The organism is Rhodocyclus gracilis (genome assembly GCF_009617575.1).
Lineage (GTDB): Bacteria > Pseudomonadota > Gammaproteobacteria > Burkholderiales > Rhodocyclaceae > Rhodocyclus > Rhodocyclus gracilis.
Map to the genome: position 1 here is coordinate 520,518 of NZ_WIXJ01000002.1, position 17,656 is coordinate 538,173.

A 17,656-nucleotide genomic window follows, 5' to 3' on the forward strand; every position below is an offset into this window, starting at 1 on the left:
AACCGAATAGTCTTTTTGGATCAATCGTGCGCTGCTACGATTCCGCGCTCCTGACACCACCGCTCCTGCCGGCAGTTACTACCGGCGAGTGCATCATGCAGGCGTTTTTGCAGGAAATCCCTGCCGGCTGCCGCAGTCCTGGCGAACGAAACGGAAGCCGTCATGGCGACCACCGACGCTGACGGACTCACGGTTAGCTGCCACCTCCGCGCCTTGATGGCGCATCGACACGGATGCCGCCCGATGTATCGCTACACCCCCACCGACCAGCGACTGGTCGACCAACGCGCCAGCCAGTTCAGCGACCAGATGGCACGCCACGCCCGCGGCGAACTGGCGGCCGACGAACTGCGCCCACTCCGCCTGCAAAACGGACTGTACATTCAGCGGCACGGCCCGATGCTGCGCATTGCCATTCCCTATGGCGCGCTGGCGGCGACGCAGCTCCGCAAGCTGGCCGACATCACGCGCCGCTACGACCGAGGCTACGGCCATTTCACGACACGGCAGAATCTGCAACTGAACTGGCCGAAATTCGAGGAGACGCCGCGTATTCTCGGCGAGCTCGCCGGCGTGCAGATGCATGCCATCCAGACCTCCGGCAACTGCATCCGCAACGTCACTACCGACCATTTTGCCGGCGTCGCGCCCGACGAACTGAGCGATCCGCGCCCATACTGCGAAATCCTCCGCCAATGGTCGACGCTGCACCCGGAATTTGCCTTCCTGCCGCGCAAATTCAAGATCGCCGTCAACGCAGCGACAACCGACCGCGTGCTGATCCGCGCACACGACATCGGCCTGCAACTCGTCCGCGACGATGCCGGCGCCTTCGGCCCGGCGGGCGACTACGGCCTGCGCGTCTTCGTAGGCGGCGGTCTTGGCCGGACGCCGATCCTGGGGCAACTGCTCCAGGAATTCCTGCCGCGCCGCCACCTGCTCTCCTTCCTCGACGCCGTGCTGCGCGTCTACAACCGTCACGGCCGCCGCGACAACCTCTACAAGGCGCGGATCAAGATTCTCGTGCAGTCGCTTGGCGTCGACGAATTTCGCCGTCAGGTCGAGGCGGAATGGGCGCTCTACCGCGACGGCCCGCTGACGCTCACTGACGCCGAATTCGCGCGCATGGAAGCGCAGTTCGCCCCGCCGGCCTATCGCCCGGCCGAGACCAGCGCCGTCTCCGGCGAAGCGGCCGCCCCGGCAACGACGGCTGGCAACGCAGAGACCGAAGAGCGCGCCGAGTTCGTGCGCTGGCAAGAGCGCTGCGTGCATCCGCACAAAGTCGCCGGCTACGCTGCCGTCACGCTGTCGCTAAAGAAAACCGGTGTCGCACCGGGCGACATCAGCGCCGAACAGATGGATCTCGTCGCCGATCTGGCCGAGCAATACAGCTTTGGCGAATTGCGCGTCAGTCATGAACAGAATCTGGTGCTGGCCGACGTCCACCACAGCGATCTGTACGCGCTCTGGCAGCGCGCCCGTGCGGCCGGTCTCGCCACCGCCAATACCGGCCTCATCACCGACATCATCTGCTGCCCGGGCGGCGATCTGTGCTCGCTCGCCAATGCCCGCTCGGTCCCCGTGGCGCAGGCCATCCAGCTGCGTTTTGCCGACCCGCAACGTCTGCACGCGCTGGGCGAGGTGTCGCTCAACGTATCGGGCTGCATGAACTCGTGCAGCCACCACCCCGTCGCCGACATCGGCGTGCTTGGCGTCGATAAGAACGGCGAGGAGTGGTACCAGATCACCCTCGGCGGACGCACCGGGCACGACGCCGCAATCGGCAGCGTGATCGGCCCGGCCTTCCGCGCCGACGAAGTCCCCGACATCGTCGATACGTTGATCGCCGTGCATCAGGAAAACGCTGTCGGCGGCGAACGCTTTGCCGACACGCTGGCACGACTGGGCGCCGCCCCCTACCGCGAACGCGCCTACGCCGGTCGCGGCCGCCACCCTCGTCAGGAAAGGAACACCGCCGATGACGCGGATCATTCGTAACGCCCGTATTGAAGAGGACCACTGGACGCGCATCGACGCGGCAACGGAGGCCATGCCAGACACGCCAAGCCTGCCGTCCGGGCCGATTCTCGTGCCGCTTGCGCTCTGGCAGGCGCAGCGTGCGGCGTTGATCGCACGCGGCACGCCAGTCGGCGTCTGGCTGGATGCCGGCGAAGACGCCGCCGCGCTGGCCAACGATCTTTCCCAGCTCGACCTCATCGCCGTGAATTTCCCGAAATTCACCGACGGACGCGGCTACAGCAGCGCGCGCACCTTGCGCGAGCGCTACGGCTACCGGGGCGAATTGCGCGCCATTGGCGACGTTCTCCTCGACCAGCTTTTCTTCATGCACCGCTGTGGCTTTGACGCCTTCGCCGTGCGTGCCGACACGGATATCGAACGCGCCCTCGCCGGACTGCACAGCTTCAGCGACAGCTATCAGGGCGCGGTCGACACCCCTCTGCCGCACTTTCGCCGCGGCGATGTCGACAACTCAGCCACCCCGACCACGGGAGCCACCGCATGAAGCGCGCTGATCCGAGCGGCGACGCCGTCCTTCTCGCACGCATCGCCGAGCGCGCAGACGAAGCAACGGCCTTCCTGCGCCGCATTACCGATGAATTCCCAGCGGTCGCCTTTGCCAGCAGTCTGGGTGTCGAAGACATGCTGCTGACCGACCTCATCGCCCGCGCCCGTCTGCCCATCACGATCTTCACGCTCGATACCGGCCGTCTGCCTGAAGAAACCTACGCGCTCATGGCCACCCAGCGGCAGCACTACGGCCTGCCCTTGCAGGTGTACTTCCCCGAGCACGTGGCGCTGGAAGCGTGGGTCGGCGAGCACGGCGTCAACGCCTTTTACGATTCGGTCGAGCAACGCCGGCAATGCTGTCGTTTGCGCAAGGTCGAGCCGCTCGGCCGCGCGCTGGCCGGCCAGCAGGCTTGGATCACCGGCCAGCGTGCCGAACAGTCCGTCACCCGGGCCGGCCTGCCGCTACGCGAACACGACGCCGTGCATGGCATCGCCAAATTCAATCCGCTCGCCGAGTGGAGCGAACGCGAAGTCTGGGCCTACGTCGACATGCATCACGTACCCTACAACGCCCTGCATGACCGTTTCTTCCCCAGCATCGGCTGCGCGCCCTGCACCCGCGCGATCACGCCGGGCGAGGACGTGCGCGCCGGCCGCTGGTGGTGGGAAAACGCCGAGGCCCGCGAATGCGGCCTCCACCCCGGCAAACACCCTGATGCCTCCTCCGCCATCGCTCCTGTTTCCTCGCTTATCCGTGAAGGGAAAGCCCCGCAATGAATGCTCTCGCTGCATCCGCCGCACCGGCCATCGACGCCGCGGCGACCAAAGAACTGTCGCACCTCGACTGGCTGGAAGCCGAAGCCATCCACATCCTGCGCGAAGTCGCCGGTCAGTGCAGCCGGCCGGCGCTGCTCTTCTCCGGCGGCAAGGACTCGATCTGCCTGCTGCGCCTCGCCGAAAAGGCCTTCCGCCCGGGTCGCTTCCCCTTTCCGCTGCTACACATCGACACCGGCCATAACTACCGCGAAGTGATCGACTTTCGCGACCGGCGCGCCGCCGAACTCGGCGAGCGCCTGATCGTCCGCTCGGTCGAGGATTCGATGGCGCGCGGCACCGTGGTGCTGAAATCGCCCGGCGAATCGCGCAACAAGCACCAGTCGGTGACGCTCCTCGAAGCCATCGAGGAACACGGTTTCGACGCCTGCATCGGCGGCGCCCGCCGCGACGAGGAAAAAGCCCGCGCCAAGGAACGCATCTTTTCCTTCCGCGACGAATTCGGTCAGTGGGACCCGAAAAATCAGCGCCCGGAACTGTGGAACCTCTATAACGCCCGCAGCGGTCCCGGCGAAAACATGCGCGTTTTCCCGATATCCAACTGGACCGAGCTCGACGTCTGGCAATACATCGAACGCGAACGTCTCGAACTGCCGTCGATCTACTTCGCGCACCTGCGCCCCATCGTGCGCCGCAACGGCCTGCTGGCGCCCGTCACACCGGTCACGCCAGCGCAGCCTGGAGATGTCGTCGAGGAGCTGCAAGTGCGCTTCCGCACCGTCGGCGACATCACCTGCACCGCACCCGTCGAATCGTCCGCAACAACGGTCGCCGCAATCATCGAGGAGACGGCCGTCACGACCATCAGCGAACGCGGCGCCACGCGCCTCGACGACCAGACCTCGGAAGCATCGATGGAACAACGCAAGAAGGAAGGCTATTTCTGATGTCCGCCAGCGAAACCCTCACCCCACCCGCCGCGACGACCGCCTCCGCCAACACCATCGCGGCGGCCACGCCCGATAGCGGCCTGCTGCGCTTTCTCACCTGCGGCAGCGTCGACGACGGCAAGAGCACGCTGATCGGTCGCCTGCTCTACGACACGCGCGGCATCCTTGCCGACACGCTGCACGCCATCGAGCGCACCTCGCAGAAGCGTGGGCTGTCGGCCGTCGACCTGTCGCTGCTCACCGACGGCCTGCAGGCCGAGCGCGAGCAAGGCATCACCATCGATGTCGCCTACCGCTACTTCAGCACCGGCACGCGCAAGTACATCATCGCCGACGCGCCGGGGCACGAGCAGTACACGCGCAACATGGTCACCGCCGCGTCGACCGCCGATCTGGCGATCATCCTCATCGACGCGCGGCGCGGCGTGCTGACGCAAACGCGCCGGCACTCGTATCTGGCCAAGCTGATGAACATTCCGCGGCTGGTCGTCGCGGTGAACAAGATGGATCTGGTCGGCTACGACGCCGCGCGCTTCGAGGAAATCCGCGCCGACTACGAAGCCTTCGCGCGCCAGCTCGACATCGACGTGCGCTTCATCCCGATCTCGGCGCTCAATGGCGACATGATCGTCGAGCGCGGCGATAGCCTCGCCTGGTACGATGGCCCGACCCTGCTTGAATTGCTCGAAAGCGCGCCAGCCGCGCACGCCGCCGGCCGCGCACGGCACCATGACGCGCTGCGTTTCCCCGTCCAGTATGTCTGCCGCCCGCAGGATTCGGCCAATCCGGAACTGCATGATTTCCGTGGCTTCATGGGCCGGGTCGAAGCCGGCAGCGTCGCCGTCGGTGAGCGCGTCACTGTCTTGCCCTCGGGGCGCGAAACGCGCGTGCGCGAAATCCGCCTGCTGTCCGCCGACTCCCACGATAGCGCCAACGAAGGACAACGCGCGCGCGCAGTGACCGGCGAATCGGTGACGCTACTGCTCGACGACGAGATCGATATTTCGCGTGGCGACATGATCGTCGGCCCGGACAACGCCCCGACGGTCACCCGGCGTATCGAAGCGATGCTCTGCTGGCTTTCCGAATCGCCGCTCGATCCGCGCCGCAAATACCTGATCCGGCACACGACGCGCGAAAGCAAGGCGCTGCTCGATGGCATCGATTACCGCATCGACATCAACAGCCTCGAACGGCAAGCGGCGACGCAACTGGAAATGAACGACATCGCCCGCGTTTCCTTCCGGCTGGCGCAACCGCTGGCCGTCGACACCTATACCGACCAGCGCGCCACCGGCGCCTTCATCGTCATCGACGAAGCCAGCAACAACACCGTCGGCGCTGGCATGATCGGCTAAGGTCGGCCACTGCCGGCTACGCAAGGGCAGATACACCGACACTTTCCGCGCCGCGTTCAGACGCGGAAAGTGTCGGCCGCCCGGTTCAACTCGCTCGCCAGCTCGCGCAGGCGCTTCGCCTCCTGGGCAACACCAGCCACGGCAGTGGCGTTCTCCGAGTTCATGTTGGCCACCTGCTCGACATTGCCGGCAATGAGTTCCGTCGCCTGACTTTGCTCCTTGAGCGCGCCGGAAATCTCGTTGATCGCCCGCACCACCTCGACAATCGCCTCGCTGATGCGCGCCATGCCGTCGCGCGTCTGATCGGCAAGCGTCACGCAGGCGTTGACGCGAATCGCCCCTTCCTCGATGCCCGAAATCGCCTGCGTCGTGCTCTGCTGAATGAGGCTGATGGTGTCGGAGATCTCCTGCGTCGACAGGGCCGTGCGCTCCGCGAGCTTACGCACCTCATCGGCAACCACCGCGAAGCCGCGCCCCTGTTCGCCCGCCCGCGCTGCCTCGATTGCCGCATTCAGCGCCAGCAGATTGGTCTGGTCGGCGATCTCCTTGATAACCGTGACGATTTCGGAAATGCGCTGCGAATCTTCGCCGAGCCTGCCGACGCGCTGCGCCGACTGATTGACGATCTCGGCGCTGGCGCGCATCTCGCTGACCATATTGGCGACGATGCTGTCGCCTTCGCTCGTGAGTTGGCCGGCGCTACCGGCCAGCTGATCGACACTCGTCGCGCTATCCGACACTTGGCGCACGCTCACCGTGATTTCTTCGAGCGTGGCGGCGATGGAGGCCGTCGCGTCATTCTGCTGCGCGCTGCCCTGCGAGACGTTTTCCGACATATGCACCAGCGTGCCGGCGGCACCGTTGAGCGATTCGACGCTACCGTGAATGCTGGCGACGATGCCGCGCAGGCCTTCCTGCATGCGGGCGATGGCGGCCATCATGCTGGCCGTATCGCGATCGCGCAGCGCAATCGGCTGACGCAAATCGCCGCCGGCGATGCGGCTCGCCACCTCCGCCGCGACGTTCGGCTCACCGCCGAGCGGCGCCAGCACCAGACGCCGCAGCAGGAAGAGCAGCAGAGCGATGAGGACGACGCAGCCCACCGCCCCCGCCGCGACAATCGCCAGCAGCCGCCCGCGCACCAGCTGTGCAACTTCCGCCAGCGGATAGCCCGAAATGACGTTGAAGCCCCAGGCCGGAAACTCCCGATGATCGAGCACCCAGCCGCTACCGTCCTTGAGCAAGGCGCTGACCGACTCGTCGCTCACATGCGACGAACGAAAGCGCACCACGCCCTTGCCATCGACCACGGCAAGGAAGCCGCTGTCGAGCAGGCGACTCGCATCGACGATCTCCTTGACCGCCGCCATGTCGATCTTGTAGCCGACGTACCAGATGCCGATGATCTGGCCATTCGCGTCACGCAGGGGTTCGTAACCGGTCAGGTAGGGGCTGCCGAGAATATCGACCTTGCCGTAAAACGCCCGCCCCTCACGGATCGCCGCGTAGGCCGCTCCCTTCGGATCGAGCACGGTGCCGATCGCCCGTTCGCCGTCCTTCTTGACGTTGGTCGACACCCGGACAAAATCGTCGCCGCTCTTGACGAAAAGAGTCGCCGAGCCGCCGCCGATGGCGACGACGCCGTCAACCAGATCAAAGCGATTGGACTGCGGCTGCGCGCCGAACATTAGCTCGGGCACATCACGCTCCTTGACGCGCACGGGTGCGCCCAGCGCCGCCGGCCCCAGGGCGCGGCCACGCTGCATCAGCAAGCGCAGCGAACTGCGCGTCTGCTCCATCACCAGCGCATCCGTCACGCCGAGCAATTGCACCAGCGACTGCCGCTCGTTGGCGGCGAGCTCACTGACGCCCGTTTCAATGCGCTGGCGCTCGAACCACGAGAACAGCAGCGCGCCGCCGATCACCGAGACAACCACGAAGACAGATACCGGCACGGCAAAGCGTGCCTGCAGCGTTTTCAACCACATCCCCGCACCTCCCCCTGGATTACGACGTTCAACGCCCGACAGCACCCCTACCGGATGTGCGGTAGTCTGCCATGAACGACAAAGCGCCGGGGAGCGGCGTGAGGGCGCAAAAAAACGTACGCCCGAGAGGCGGGGGAAAGAGCTGCCGCAGCGGTCGACCTGACTTAGAGGCGGCGGCGCCGTGCCTCGTACAGGCAGACGCCCGTCGCCACCGAGACGTTGAGGCTTGCCACCGAGCCGAGCAGGGGAATCGACACCAGTTGATCGCAGGTTTCGCGCGTCAGACGACGCATGCCGTCGCCTTCGGCCCCCAGCACCCAGGCGGTTGCCTGCGGCCATTCAGCGGCGTAGAGATCCTGCGTCGCCTCGGCATCGGTACCGATGACGCAAATATCGCGTTCCTTCAACTCACGCAGTGTCCGCGCGAGGTTGGTGACAGCAATGTAGGGAACGGTTTCGGCCGCGCCGCTGGCGACCTTGATCGCCGTTTGCGTAAGGCCCACGGCGCGGTCTTTCGGCGCGATCACCGCATGCGCACCGACGGCGTCGGCGACGCGCAGACAAGCGCCCAGATTGTGCGGGTCCTGAATGCCGTCGAGCACGAGCAACAGCGGCGGCTCTTCGAGCGTGTCGAGCACGTCGTCGAGTGTCACGTAAGGCATGGCGGCGTCGACCTGCGCGACGACGCCCTGATGGCGCCCGGCGGGTGCCATCGCCGACAGCCGTGCCGCGTCGACGGGCAACAGACGCACGCCGGCGATTTCCGCGCGCCGCACGAGATCGCGCGAACGGGCATCGCTGCGCGCGGCGTCGACGTAGATTTCGCGAATCGAATCCGGCGCGTGGCGGAGTTTGGCGAGAACGGCGTGAAACCCGTGGATCGGGCGAAACTGCGACATGAGCGTACATCCTTCAGCAAAGAGGCGGCGAGTGTAGCAGTTGCCGGGCAAAGCCGCGCGAGCGGGCCGACGGGAAGCCGGCGGAGGCGCCCTCGCCGCCCGCTCCTGTGCCTGAAAGCTGCGCCGACCACGTCAGCGCAGCAGCGCCCCGGCTCAGCTCCGGGCTTTGCGCGCCGCGGGCCGCGGCTTCTTGGCGGCTTTGGACGTGGCCTTGGCAGCCGCTTGACGCGGTGCACCGGAGGCCGCCTTCTTGCGTGCGGGCGCCGCCTTCTTTGCCTCTGCCTTACCCGGCGCCTTGGCGGGGGCTTTGGCGGGGGCTTTGCGCGGCGCCTTGGCCGGTTTCGCCTCCTCTGTGGACGCGCGTTTGGCCGGCGAGGCACTGCTCGGTGTCGTCCCGGCGCTGCGCCTGCTCACCCGCTTTCTCGGCGAGGATGACGACGCGGGCGAAGATGAAGGCGCTTGGGCGTGGGAGGACACCGACGCGGGGGCGGAGCCTGCGGACTTGCCCTGCCGCATCTGTCCGTTTGCCGGCGTCGCCGCGAGGACGAAATCGATGCGCCCGGTTTCCAGATCGGAGCGCACGAGCTTCACGCGCAGGCGGTCGCCGAGTCGGTAGCGACGGCCGCTACGCTCGCCCAGCATCTGGTGGCGCGTCGCGTCGAACTGGAAGTAATCCTCGCCCAGTTCGGAGACATGCACCAGGCCCTCGACGTAGACCTGATCGAGCGCGACGAACACGCCGAAATGCGTCACGGCGGCGATGGTGCCGTCGAACTCCTCGCCGATGCGCTCCTTCATGTAGTAGCACTTGAGCCAGTTGGAGACATCGCGCGTGGCCTCGTCGGCCCGCCGCTCGGTCATCGAGCAGTGCAGGCCAATGTCATCCCAGTCCGCTGCTGGCAGGCGCTCACCGGCCAGCGTCGCCTTGATGGCCCGATGTACCAGCAGGTCGGGATAGCGGCGGATCGGCGAGGTGAAGTGCGCGTAGCGCTCGTAGGCGAGGCCGAAGTGGCCGACGTTATCCGGGCTGTACATCGCCTGACGCAGGGAGCGCAGCATCACCGTCTGCAGGAGTTGTGCGTCCGGGCGGGGCTTGATCTTTTCGAGCAGCGCCGCGTAATCGGAGGCGGAGGGGCTTTCACCGCCATCGAGGCCCAGACCGAACTCCTTGAGGAAGTTGCGCAACCCTTCGAGTTTCTCCGGCGTCGGCCCCTGGTGCACCCGATACAGGCACGGCTGCTTGTGTTCTTCGAGGAAGGCGGAAGCACAGACGTTGGCAGCGAGCATGCATTCTTCGATCAGGCGGTGCGCCTCGTTGCGGTGCACCGGCACGATGTTGGCGATCTTGCCCTGATCGTCGAACAGCATCATCGTCTCGGTCGTCTCGAAATCGATGGCGCCGCGCTGCGTACGCGCCTTGGCCAGCGCCTGATAGAGCGCATACAGGTTGGTCAGATGTGGCAGCAGGCTTTGCTGCGTTGCATTCTCCGGCGTTGCCGCCTGCGACAGCCAGTCCCATACCTGCGTGTAGGTCAGCCGCGCCGCCGAGCGGAACACCGCCGGATAAAAGCGGTAGCCGTCGACCGTGCCTTTGGCACTGACCTGCATGTCGCACACCATCGCCAGGCGGTCGACCTCGGGGTTGAGCGAACACAGACCGTTCGAGAGTTTCTCCGGCAGCATCGGAATGACACGGCGGGGGAAATACACCGAGTTGCCGCGCTCCTTCGCTCCGCGATCCAGCGCCGAGCCCGGCCGCACGTAGTGCGAGACGTCGGCGATGGCGACGACCAAGCGCCAGCCTGCGTTCTTGCCCTTGCCGCGCTTTTCGGCGTAAACGGCATCGTCGAAGTCCTTCGCCGTCTCGCCGTCGATGGTCACCAGCGGCAGATCGCGCAGGTCGACGCGACCCGTCGTATCGACCTTGCGCACCTTGGCCGGCAGCGCCTTGGTTTCGGCAAGCGATTCGCTATCAAACTCGAACGGCAGCTCGTGCTTGCGCAGGGCGATCTCGATTTCCATGCCGGGATCGGCGTAGTTGCCGAGCACTTCGACGATGCGACCGATAGGCTGCGCGTGGCGGCTGGGTTGCTCGATGATCTCGACCATCACCACCTGCCCGGGCTGGGCCCGCGCCTTCGCCTTTTTCTCAGGCGGCACCAGGATGTCCTGACTGATCCGCCGGTTCTCCGGCACAACCACGGTGATGCCATGTTCGACGATGACCCGGCCAACTACGCGTGAGTTGGCGCGTTCGAGCACCTCGACAATCACGCCTTCGCGCCGCCCCTTGCGGTCGACGCCGACCACCCGCGCCAGAGCGCGGTCGCCGTGCAAGACTTTCGACATCTGACGCGCCTCAAGAAACAGATCGGCTCCGCCATCGTCGGGCACCAGGAAGCCAAACCCGTCCGGATGGCCTTCGATACGGCCAGCGATGAGGCTGGCACGCTCGGGGACGATGTACGCGCCTTTGCGGTTACGCATCAGCTGCGCCTCGCGCTCCATCGCGCCGAGGCGCCGCTGGAAGGCAATGACTTCATCATCGGCGATGTCGAGCACAGCGCATAAATGCTCGAATGTTGCGGGGGCGCCCTCTTCTTCAAGGCGCTGCAGAATGTACTCGCGCGACGGCAGCGGATACTCGTAGCGTTCCGACTCCCGCGCAAAAAAAGGATCGGCTTTTCGGACTTTCGATAATTTCTTTATTGACATCGCAAAACTTTCCATTAAAATTCGCGCTTCTTCGCACTGCCCAGGTGGCGAAATTGGTAGACGCGCTAGGTTCAGGTCCTAGTGGTGGCAACACTGTGGAGGTTCGAGTCCTCTCCTGGGCACCAAAAGTTGTCAGAGAAAGCCGGCTTACCGCCGGCTTTTTTGCGTTCACCGGCACAGTTTCTGCACGGCCGGACGGTAAGGGATTTCACTGCGGTTAGCGACAAGGCCAAGGGATCCAAAAGCGGGGGCGAAGACGTCGGTCTGATCGATCTGGTCGGCCGGAAGAGGCTCGGAAGAAGCCTTCCCCCGTCGGCAAGATTACCGGCATCGACAAACGATTCCATCAGCGGGCGGTTCCTCGACAGTCAACCGACACTCGCCACGACACAGGCAGCGCGCTAACGCCTCAAAACGGGCGCCCACAACGCGCGGCATGCCTGGATGATACCAGCCCCGGCCACTTCCGACGGGCGGCTCGCCGAATGAACGCCTAACCGGCACGGCGACACTGCAACGCCGGCCGGGATACGGACACAAACATGAACACAGACACCGACGCAAAAACCCGTGACACACGACAAAAAACAGGCGGAGACTAGCGCGCAAGGCGTCTGACGGGCGAAAATCACGCGCCAGTAGCGCAAGCCCGGCGTGAACGCGTACCCTAGCCGCCGTTCTCTGCCGGACGAGCACGCGACGCACCGGCAAGAGGGCGCCGCCGCGCTTCGCCGGGCATCCGTTGCATCGCTTTCACCCTATTTCTCCACTGTCGCCGTTTTTTTCCACCCCGCACTTCCCGGAGCCTGAGATTCCATGGATTCTGAACCGCGTCCTTCCGTCACCCAGCAAGCCAACACCATTCTCGTCACGCTTCTCGTTACCGCGGCCACCGCCTTGGGTCTGGGCTGGATGTGGCTGAGCTGGAAGATACCGGCACTGATCATCACCGGCTTCATCGTCTTTGGCGGCACGCGCTTTGTGACCCCGAAGACGCCTGCCGGCAACGCCGTCGCGCAAGGCCTGCTGTTTGGTGCCGTCATCGGCGCGTCGGTCTCGCTCTCCATGCTTCTGCTGACGGGTGGTGCTGCCGTCTGATCGTCTGAGGCGAACGCAAGGGCGGCACACAGGCCCCGCGAGGCACCGCGCTGCCGTCCTTGAACATCGCCCCCGGCATCGCTCGCCGCCCATTGCCCCGCAAGGGCGGCGGCGCAGCGGGCGTCTAGCGACGCGGCTTGCCGCCGCGTACGGGAGCGCCCCCGGCTCTCTTGCCAGCAGGCGTGGCTCTGGCCGCAGAAGCCGCTCCGGTAGCGGCCGCCGGGCGCTGCCGCTGGGCGGCACTCGCAGTACTCGCAGCACCGGCGGGCGCGCGGGCCGTGTCTTTGCTCAGCGGCGCACGAACCGTCTGTGCGCCGCGCACGATCCTTCCTGCCTCGCCACGCGTTCTGCCGCCACCATTACCACCACCGTACGCAGCACCGCCACCCGGCGCCTTGCCGCGCGTCGCTGCATGGGCGCCGCCGGACGCGCCGGGCATGACGAAGCCGGCCGGTTGGTGTGCCGGAATGAGGTGGCGTTTCCCCGGACCGATCAGATCGGCACGGCCAATTTTCTTCAACGCCTCGCGCAACACGGGCCAGTTCGCCGGATCGTGGTAGCGCAGGAAGGCCTTGTGCAGACGGCGGCCACGCCCCGTGCGCTCGGATTCGACGGGCAATGAATCGCGCCGTACCGGTCGCAGCGGGTTGCGTTGCGAGTGGTACATGGTCGTCGCCAGCGCCATTGGCGTCGGCAGGAAGGTCTGCACCTGATCGAGACGGAAGCCGCTACGCTTCAACCACAGCGCGAGATTCACCATGTCGTCGAGGCTGGTCCCCGGATGCGCGGCAATGAAGTACGGAATCAGGTACTGCTCTTTGCCTGCCGCACGCGAAAAGCGCTCGAACAGCTCCTTGAATTTCTCGTAGTCGCCGATCCCCGGCTTCATCATCGCCGACAGGGGGCCGCTCTCGGTATGCTCCGGCGCGATTTTCAGGTAGCCGCCGACATGGTGCGTGGTCAATTCACGCACGTAATCGGGCGCACGCACGGCGAGGTCGTAGCGCAGACCCGAGCCGATCAGCACTTTCTTGATGCCGGGCAGGGAGCGCGCCTTGCGGTAGAGGTTGATCAGCGGCGCGTGGTTGGTATCGAGGTTCTCGCAGACGCCGGGGTAGAGACACGAGAGGCGGCGACAGCTGCGCTCGACTTCCGGGTCACGGCAGCCGAGCCGGTACATGTTCGCCGACGGCCCGCCCAAGTCGGAAATGATGCCGGTGAAGCCGGGCGTACGGTCGCGGATTTCCTCGACTTCGCGCAGGATCGACTCTTCCGAACGGCTCTGGATGATGCGTCCTTCGTGCTCGGTGATCGAGCAGAAGGTACAGCCGCCAAAGCAGCCGCGCATGATCGACACCGAGAAGCGGATCATCTCGTAGGCCGGAATGCGCGCTTTGCCGTAGGAGGGATGCGGCTGGCGCTGGAAGGGCAGCGCATAGACAGCGTCGAGCTCGGGCGTGGTCAGCGGTAGCGGCGGCGGGTTGAGCCAGACGTCGCGTTCGCCGTGCGCCTGCACGATGGCGCGCGCGTTGCCCGGATTCGATTCGAGGTGGAAGCTGCGTGAGGCGTGCGCGTAGAGCACGCGATCCTCGCGTACCGCCTCGTAGGACGGCAGACGGACGACCGTGTGGGCGCGCTCGGCACGGCGCTGCGCGACACGTTCCATGCGCTGCAAGGCCACCCCCCGCGCCACCCGCGCCTGCGGATCGACCGCCACTGGCGTCAGGTCTTCGTAGGGGCTCTGAATGGGGTCGATGCGGCGCGGCAGATCGAAGTCGGTCGAGTCGAGTTCGACCCAGCCCCGTTCGAGATGCGCGCCGCGCGACGCCAGATAGGCGGTGCCGCGCAGATCGCGGATCGTCTCGATCGACTCGCCGAGCGCGAGGCGGTGACTCAGCTCGACCAGCGCACGCTCGGCGTTGCCGTACACCAGAAGATCGGCCTTGGCGTCGGCCAGCGCCGACCGGCGCACGGTATCGGACCAGTAATCGTAATGGGCGATGCGCCGCAAACTGGCTTCGATGGAGCCCATCACCACTACGGAGCCAGGGTAAGCCTCGCGGCAACGCTGCGCGTAAACGGTGGCCGAATGATCCGGTCGCAGGCCGGCCTGCGCGTCGGGCGTGTAAGCGTCGTCGGAGCGCAATTTGCGATCAGCCGTATAGCGGTTCACCATCGAATCCATGTTGCCGGCGGTGACGCCGAAATACAGGTTCGGCTTGCCGAGCGTGCGGAACGCCGCCGCCGAGCGCCAGTCAGGCTGGCTGATGATGCCGACGCGAAAGCCCTGCGCTTCGAGCAGGCGACCGATCAGCGCCATGCCAAAGCTCGGGTGATCGACGTAAGCATCGCCAGTGACAAGGATGATGTCGCAGGAATCCCAGCCGAGATTGTCCATCTCGGCGCGCGACATCGGCAGGAAGGGCGCGGGGCCGAAGCGCTTCGCCCAGTACGGGCGCCACGAGAAGAGACCTTTGGGCGCAGAGAACGGCGCGGGGGGGAGAACGATAGCGGGCATGGGCGCGGATTTTACCGGTTGCCGGGCAGCCCAGGCGGATGATCGTCAGCGTCTCGCACGCCCATGATCAAACGCCCGCGCGCAAGGCCAACAGCGGTGGCGCACGCAGCAGCCGTGCCGCCGCCAGCCAGCCGGTGCCGGCAACGAGCAAGGCGCCGACCCCCGTCGCGATAAAAGGCAAACCGAGCGCGAGCGGCAAGGCAACGTGGAACACCTTGGCGGCGAGCACAGCGCCGACCGCCATGGCGCCAGCGCTGGCGATGAGACCGGCGGCAGCGCCAATGGCGGCGTACTCCGCGAGCAAGGCACCTGCCAGTTGCGAGCGCCGGGCGCCCAGCGCGCGCAGGAGAGCAAGCTCATAGCGCCGCTCATCCGCCGCCGACACCAGCGCCGCCCAGAGGACGATCAGCCCCGCCAGTACCGTGAACAGAAAGACGAACTCGATGGCACGCGACACCAGATCGAGGATCGCCTGGAGCTGGCGCAGGATGGCGGCGACGTCGATGACGGTCAGCGTTGGAAATTCGCCGACCAGACGATTGACGAAAGCAGCGTCGGCAGGCGGCAGATGGAAGGCGGTAATCCAGCTCGTCGAGAATGTTTCGAGCACGCCGGACGGAGCGAGCACGAAGAAGTTGACGCGCATCGAATCCCAATCGAGCTTGCGCAAGGCGACGACCTCGACGGAAAGCATCTCACCGCCGACATCGAAAGCCAGGCGGTCGCCAAGATGGATGCCGAGCGTCCTGGCCAGCCCTTCCTCCACGGAAACGACACCATGGCCACGGTCGGCCGGGGAAAACCAGCGCCCCGCCAGCAAGGTATTGCCTGCCGGCGGCGTATCCCGCCACGAGAGGTTGAATTCGCGATCAATCAGACGCTGCGCCCGCTCGTCGGTAAAACTCTCCGCCGTGATATCGGCGTCATTGAGCCGTACCAGCCGGCCGCGCACCATCGGCGCAAACTCGGGCCGCAGACCGTTGGCCTCGAAATAAGCACGCACCGCGTCAAGCTCGTCCGGCTGAATGTTGATGACGAAGCGATTGGGCGCGTCGGCCGGGGTCGCCCCGCGCCACGCCGTCAAGAGATCGCCACGAATCGTGGTGAGCAACAACAGCGCCATCACGCCAATCGCCAGCGCGCTGATCTGCACGACACTCGCGCCGGCGCGCCGCTCGAGGCCGAGAATACCCTGCCGCCAGCCGTGCCCGCCGGCGCCCGTCGGCAAACGGCGAACGAGCGCCGCAGCCGCGCGGACGAGCAGGCGCGCCACGCCGGCAAAGACCAGCAAAGCCACCGCAAAACCACCAAACACAAAGGCACCAAGGCGGATATCACCGGCGATCCAGAGCATCACCGCCGCCAGCGCCAGCGCGCCCACGGCGAAACCGCCGAAGAGACCAGCCGCAGGCGCCCCCAGCTCACGCCGCAGTACACGCAGCGTCGGCACGCGGCGCAGTTGCAGCAACGGCGGCGCCGCAAAAGCCAGCAGCAGAACGAGGCCCAGCACAAACCCCTGCGCCGCCGGCCGCCAGCCCGGCGCCGGCAAACTCGTCTCCAGCAACTGCGCAAAGGCTGCGTGCAAGACGAAATGTGCGGCATAACCGACGACACATCCGAGCGCCGACGCCAGCACGCCGAGAAGCACGAACTGGCTACCGAACAGCCAGAGCAGATCGGCTTGCGTCGCCCCCAGACAGCGCATGACGGCGCACGCATCCAGATGGCGTTGCGCATAACGCCGCGCCGCCAGCGCCACGGCCACCGCCGCGAGAATGGCGGTCAGCAGTGCCGCCAATCCGAGAAAGCTGCTCGCACGATCAAGCGCCGAGCGAATCTCCGGGCGACCGCTTTGCGCGTCTTCGAGACGCTCACCGCGCCCGAGCAGAGGCGTCGCGGCATCGCGCCAGGTTGCCAAGGCCGCCGCATCACCCGCCAGCAGCAGGCGCCAGGCCACGCGCGCGCCCGGTTGCACCAGCCCCGTAGCGTCGAGGTCGGCAAGATTCATCAGCAGGCGCGGCGCGACGCTGAAAAAACTGACGCCACGATCCGGCTCCTGCGTCAGCACAGCGTCGACGGTCAGTTCCGTTTTACCGACGGCGATCCGGTCGCCGCGTTGCGCCGCCAAGGCCAAGGCCAGCCGTTCGTCGAGCCAGACCGTGCCGCGCGGCGGGCCGCCGCTTGCCGGCTGATCCGCCGCGTTGAGTGCCGGCGCCGTGCGCAAGGCGCCACGCAGAGGATAGCCCTCGCTCACCGCCTTGATATCCGCCAGCGCGGTGCGGGCAGCGGAGGGCGTCCCGGCCAGGGCGCCACTGCGCGTCGACGCACTCTCGGCGGCATGCGCCACCATGCTTGGAAAACTGAGGGTCTGCGCCTGCCGCACCCCCTCACGCGGCAGCGCCAGAAGGGCCGGCGACGGCGGATGATCCGAGGCAAACACGAGGTCGGCGGCGAGCAGCTGATGCGATTCGCTCTCCAGCGCCAATCGCACGCGGTCCGCCGAGAAGCCGACCGCCGTCAGCGCCGCCACCGCCGTCGCCAAGGCCGCCGCCAGCAGACGCAATTCACCGCCGCGCGCGTCGCGCCGCAGCATTCGCCAGGCGAGACGCAAGGCTCTCAAACGCCCGCCCCACGAAGTGCGGCGCCATTGGCGATCCGCACATCGCCACCGCCGCACGCAGGGCGGCAGGCACAGACGACGCCGGAGCGAATCCCCCGAACGACAATTGCGCCTTTTGTGCTGACGACGCCCACTTCGCTTGCCACGCTCACTCGGACTCCTTCGCAGACGGCACAGGGATCAAACGACGCCCCCAAACTCGCAATA

11 protein-coding genes and 1 tRNA gene are annotated in these 17,656 nt (G+C 66.2%); 7 read left to right on the forward strand and 5 right to left on the reverse strand.

Features of this window, described 5'->3' with window-relative positions; translation table 11 throughout:
- The first annotated feature begins 243 nt into the window (after positions 1–243).
- Genes GHK24_RS05460 through GHK24_RS05480 form a run of 5 tightly spaced genes read left to right on the forward strand, consistent with a single transcriptional unit; the run spans position 244 to position 5,611 of the window.
- On the forward strand, positions 244–1,998 hold the full coding sequence (locus tag GHK24_RS05460) for a nitrite/sulfite reductase (RefSeq protein WP_153470123.1): 1,755 nt from the start codon (positions 244–246) through the stop codon (positions 1,996–1,998).
- A complete protein-coding gene (locus tag GHK24_RS05465) occupies positions 1,979–2,524 on the forward strand; it encodes a DUF934 domain-containing protein (RefSeq protein WP_153470126.1) in 546 nt (181 codons plus the stop codon). The genes GHK24_RS05460 and GHK24_RS05465 overlap by 20 nt, the downstream gene beginning before the upstream one ends.
- On the forward strand, positions 2,521–3,306 hold the full coding sequence (locus GHK24_RS05470; RefSeq protein WP_153470129.1) for a phosphoadenylyl-sulfate reductase: 786 nt from the start codon (positions 2,521–2,523) through the stop codon (positions 3,304–3,306). Before GHK24_RS05465 ends, GHK24_RS05470 begins: the two co-directional genes overlap by 4 nt.
- Entirely contained in the window at positions 3,303–4,250 is a 948-nt protein-coding gene (gene cysD, locus GHK24_RS05475) for a sulfate adenylyltransferase subunit CysD (protein WP_153470132.1), read from the forward strand. Before GHK24_RS05470 ends, cysD begins: the two co-directional genes overlap by 4 nt.
- The gene (locus GHK24_RS05480; RefSeq protein ID WP_153470136.1) at positions 4,250–5,611 is read left to right on the forward strand and encodes a sulfate adenylyltransferase subunit 1; all 1,362 of its coding nucleotides are present in this window, start codon (positions 4,250–4,252) and stop codon (positions 5,609–5,611) included. The genes cysD and GHK24_RS05480 overlap by 1 nt, the downstream gene beginning before the upstream one ends.
- Positions 5,612–5,667: 56 nt before the next feature.
- On the opposite strand, the gene GHK24_RS05485 is transcribed toward GHK24_RS05480, so the two are convergent.
- The 3 genes from GHK24_RS05485 to rnr form a co-directional block, all read right to left on the reverse strand.
- On the reverse strand, positions 5,668–7,599 hold the full coding sequence (locus tag GHK24_RS05485) for a methyl-accepting chemotaxis protein (protein WP_153470140.1): 1,932 nt from the start codon (positions 7,597–7,599) through the stop codon (positions 5,668–5,670).
- Positions 7,600–7,763: 164 nt separating this feature from the next.
- Positions 7,764–8,498 carry a 23S rRNA (guanosine(2251)-2'-O)-methyltransferase RlmB gene (gene rlmB / locus GHK24_RS05490; RefSeq protein WP_153470143.1) on the reverse strand — a complete coding sequence of 245 codons (735 nt, stop codon included), beginning with the start codon at positions 8,496–8,498 and terminating at the stop codon, positions 7,764–7,766.
- A 153-nt stretch (positions 8,499–8,651) separates the two neighbouring features.
- Positions 8,652–11,213 carry a ribonuclease R gene (gene rnr / locus GHK24_RS05495; protein WP_153470146.1) on the reverse strand — a complete coding sequence of 854 codons (2,562 nt, stop codon included), beginning with the start codon at positions 11,211–11,213 and terminating at the stop codon, positions 8,652–8,654.
- A 38-nt stretch (positions 11,214–11,251) separates the two neighbouring features.
- Here rnr and GHK24_RS05500 point away from each other — a divergent pair.
- Positions 11,252–11,338: transfer RNA gene (locus GHK24_RS05500), tRNA-Leu, on the forward strand.
- A gap of 691 nt (positions 11,339–12,029) precedes the next feature.
- Positions 12,030–12,311, forward strand: coding sequence for a hypothetical protein (locus tag GHK24_RS05505; protein WP_153470149.1), 282 nt, complete (start codon positions 12,030–12,032; stop codon positions 12,309–12,311).
- Between the two features lie 124 nt (positions 12,312–12,435).
- Here GHK24_RS05505 and GHK24_RS05510 read toward each other — a convergent pair whose 3' ends face one another.
- Both GHK24_RS05510 and GHK24_RS05515 read right to left on the reverse strand, forming a co-directional pair.
- A complete protein-coding gene (locus GHK24_RS05510; protein ID WP_228384559.1) occupies positions 12,436–14,724 on the reverse strand; it encodes a YgiQ family radical SAM protein in 2,289 nt (762 codons plus the stop codon).
- A 172-nt stretch (positions 14,725–14,896) separates the two neighbouring features.
- Positions 14,897–17,449, reverse strand: coding sequence for an ABC transporter permease (locus tag GHK24_RS05515; RefSeq protein ID WP_228384546.1), 2,553 nt, complete (start codon positions 17,447–17,449; stop codon positions 14,897–14,899).
- Between the last annotated feature and the right edge of the window lie 207 nt (positions 17,450–17,656).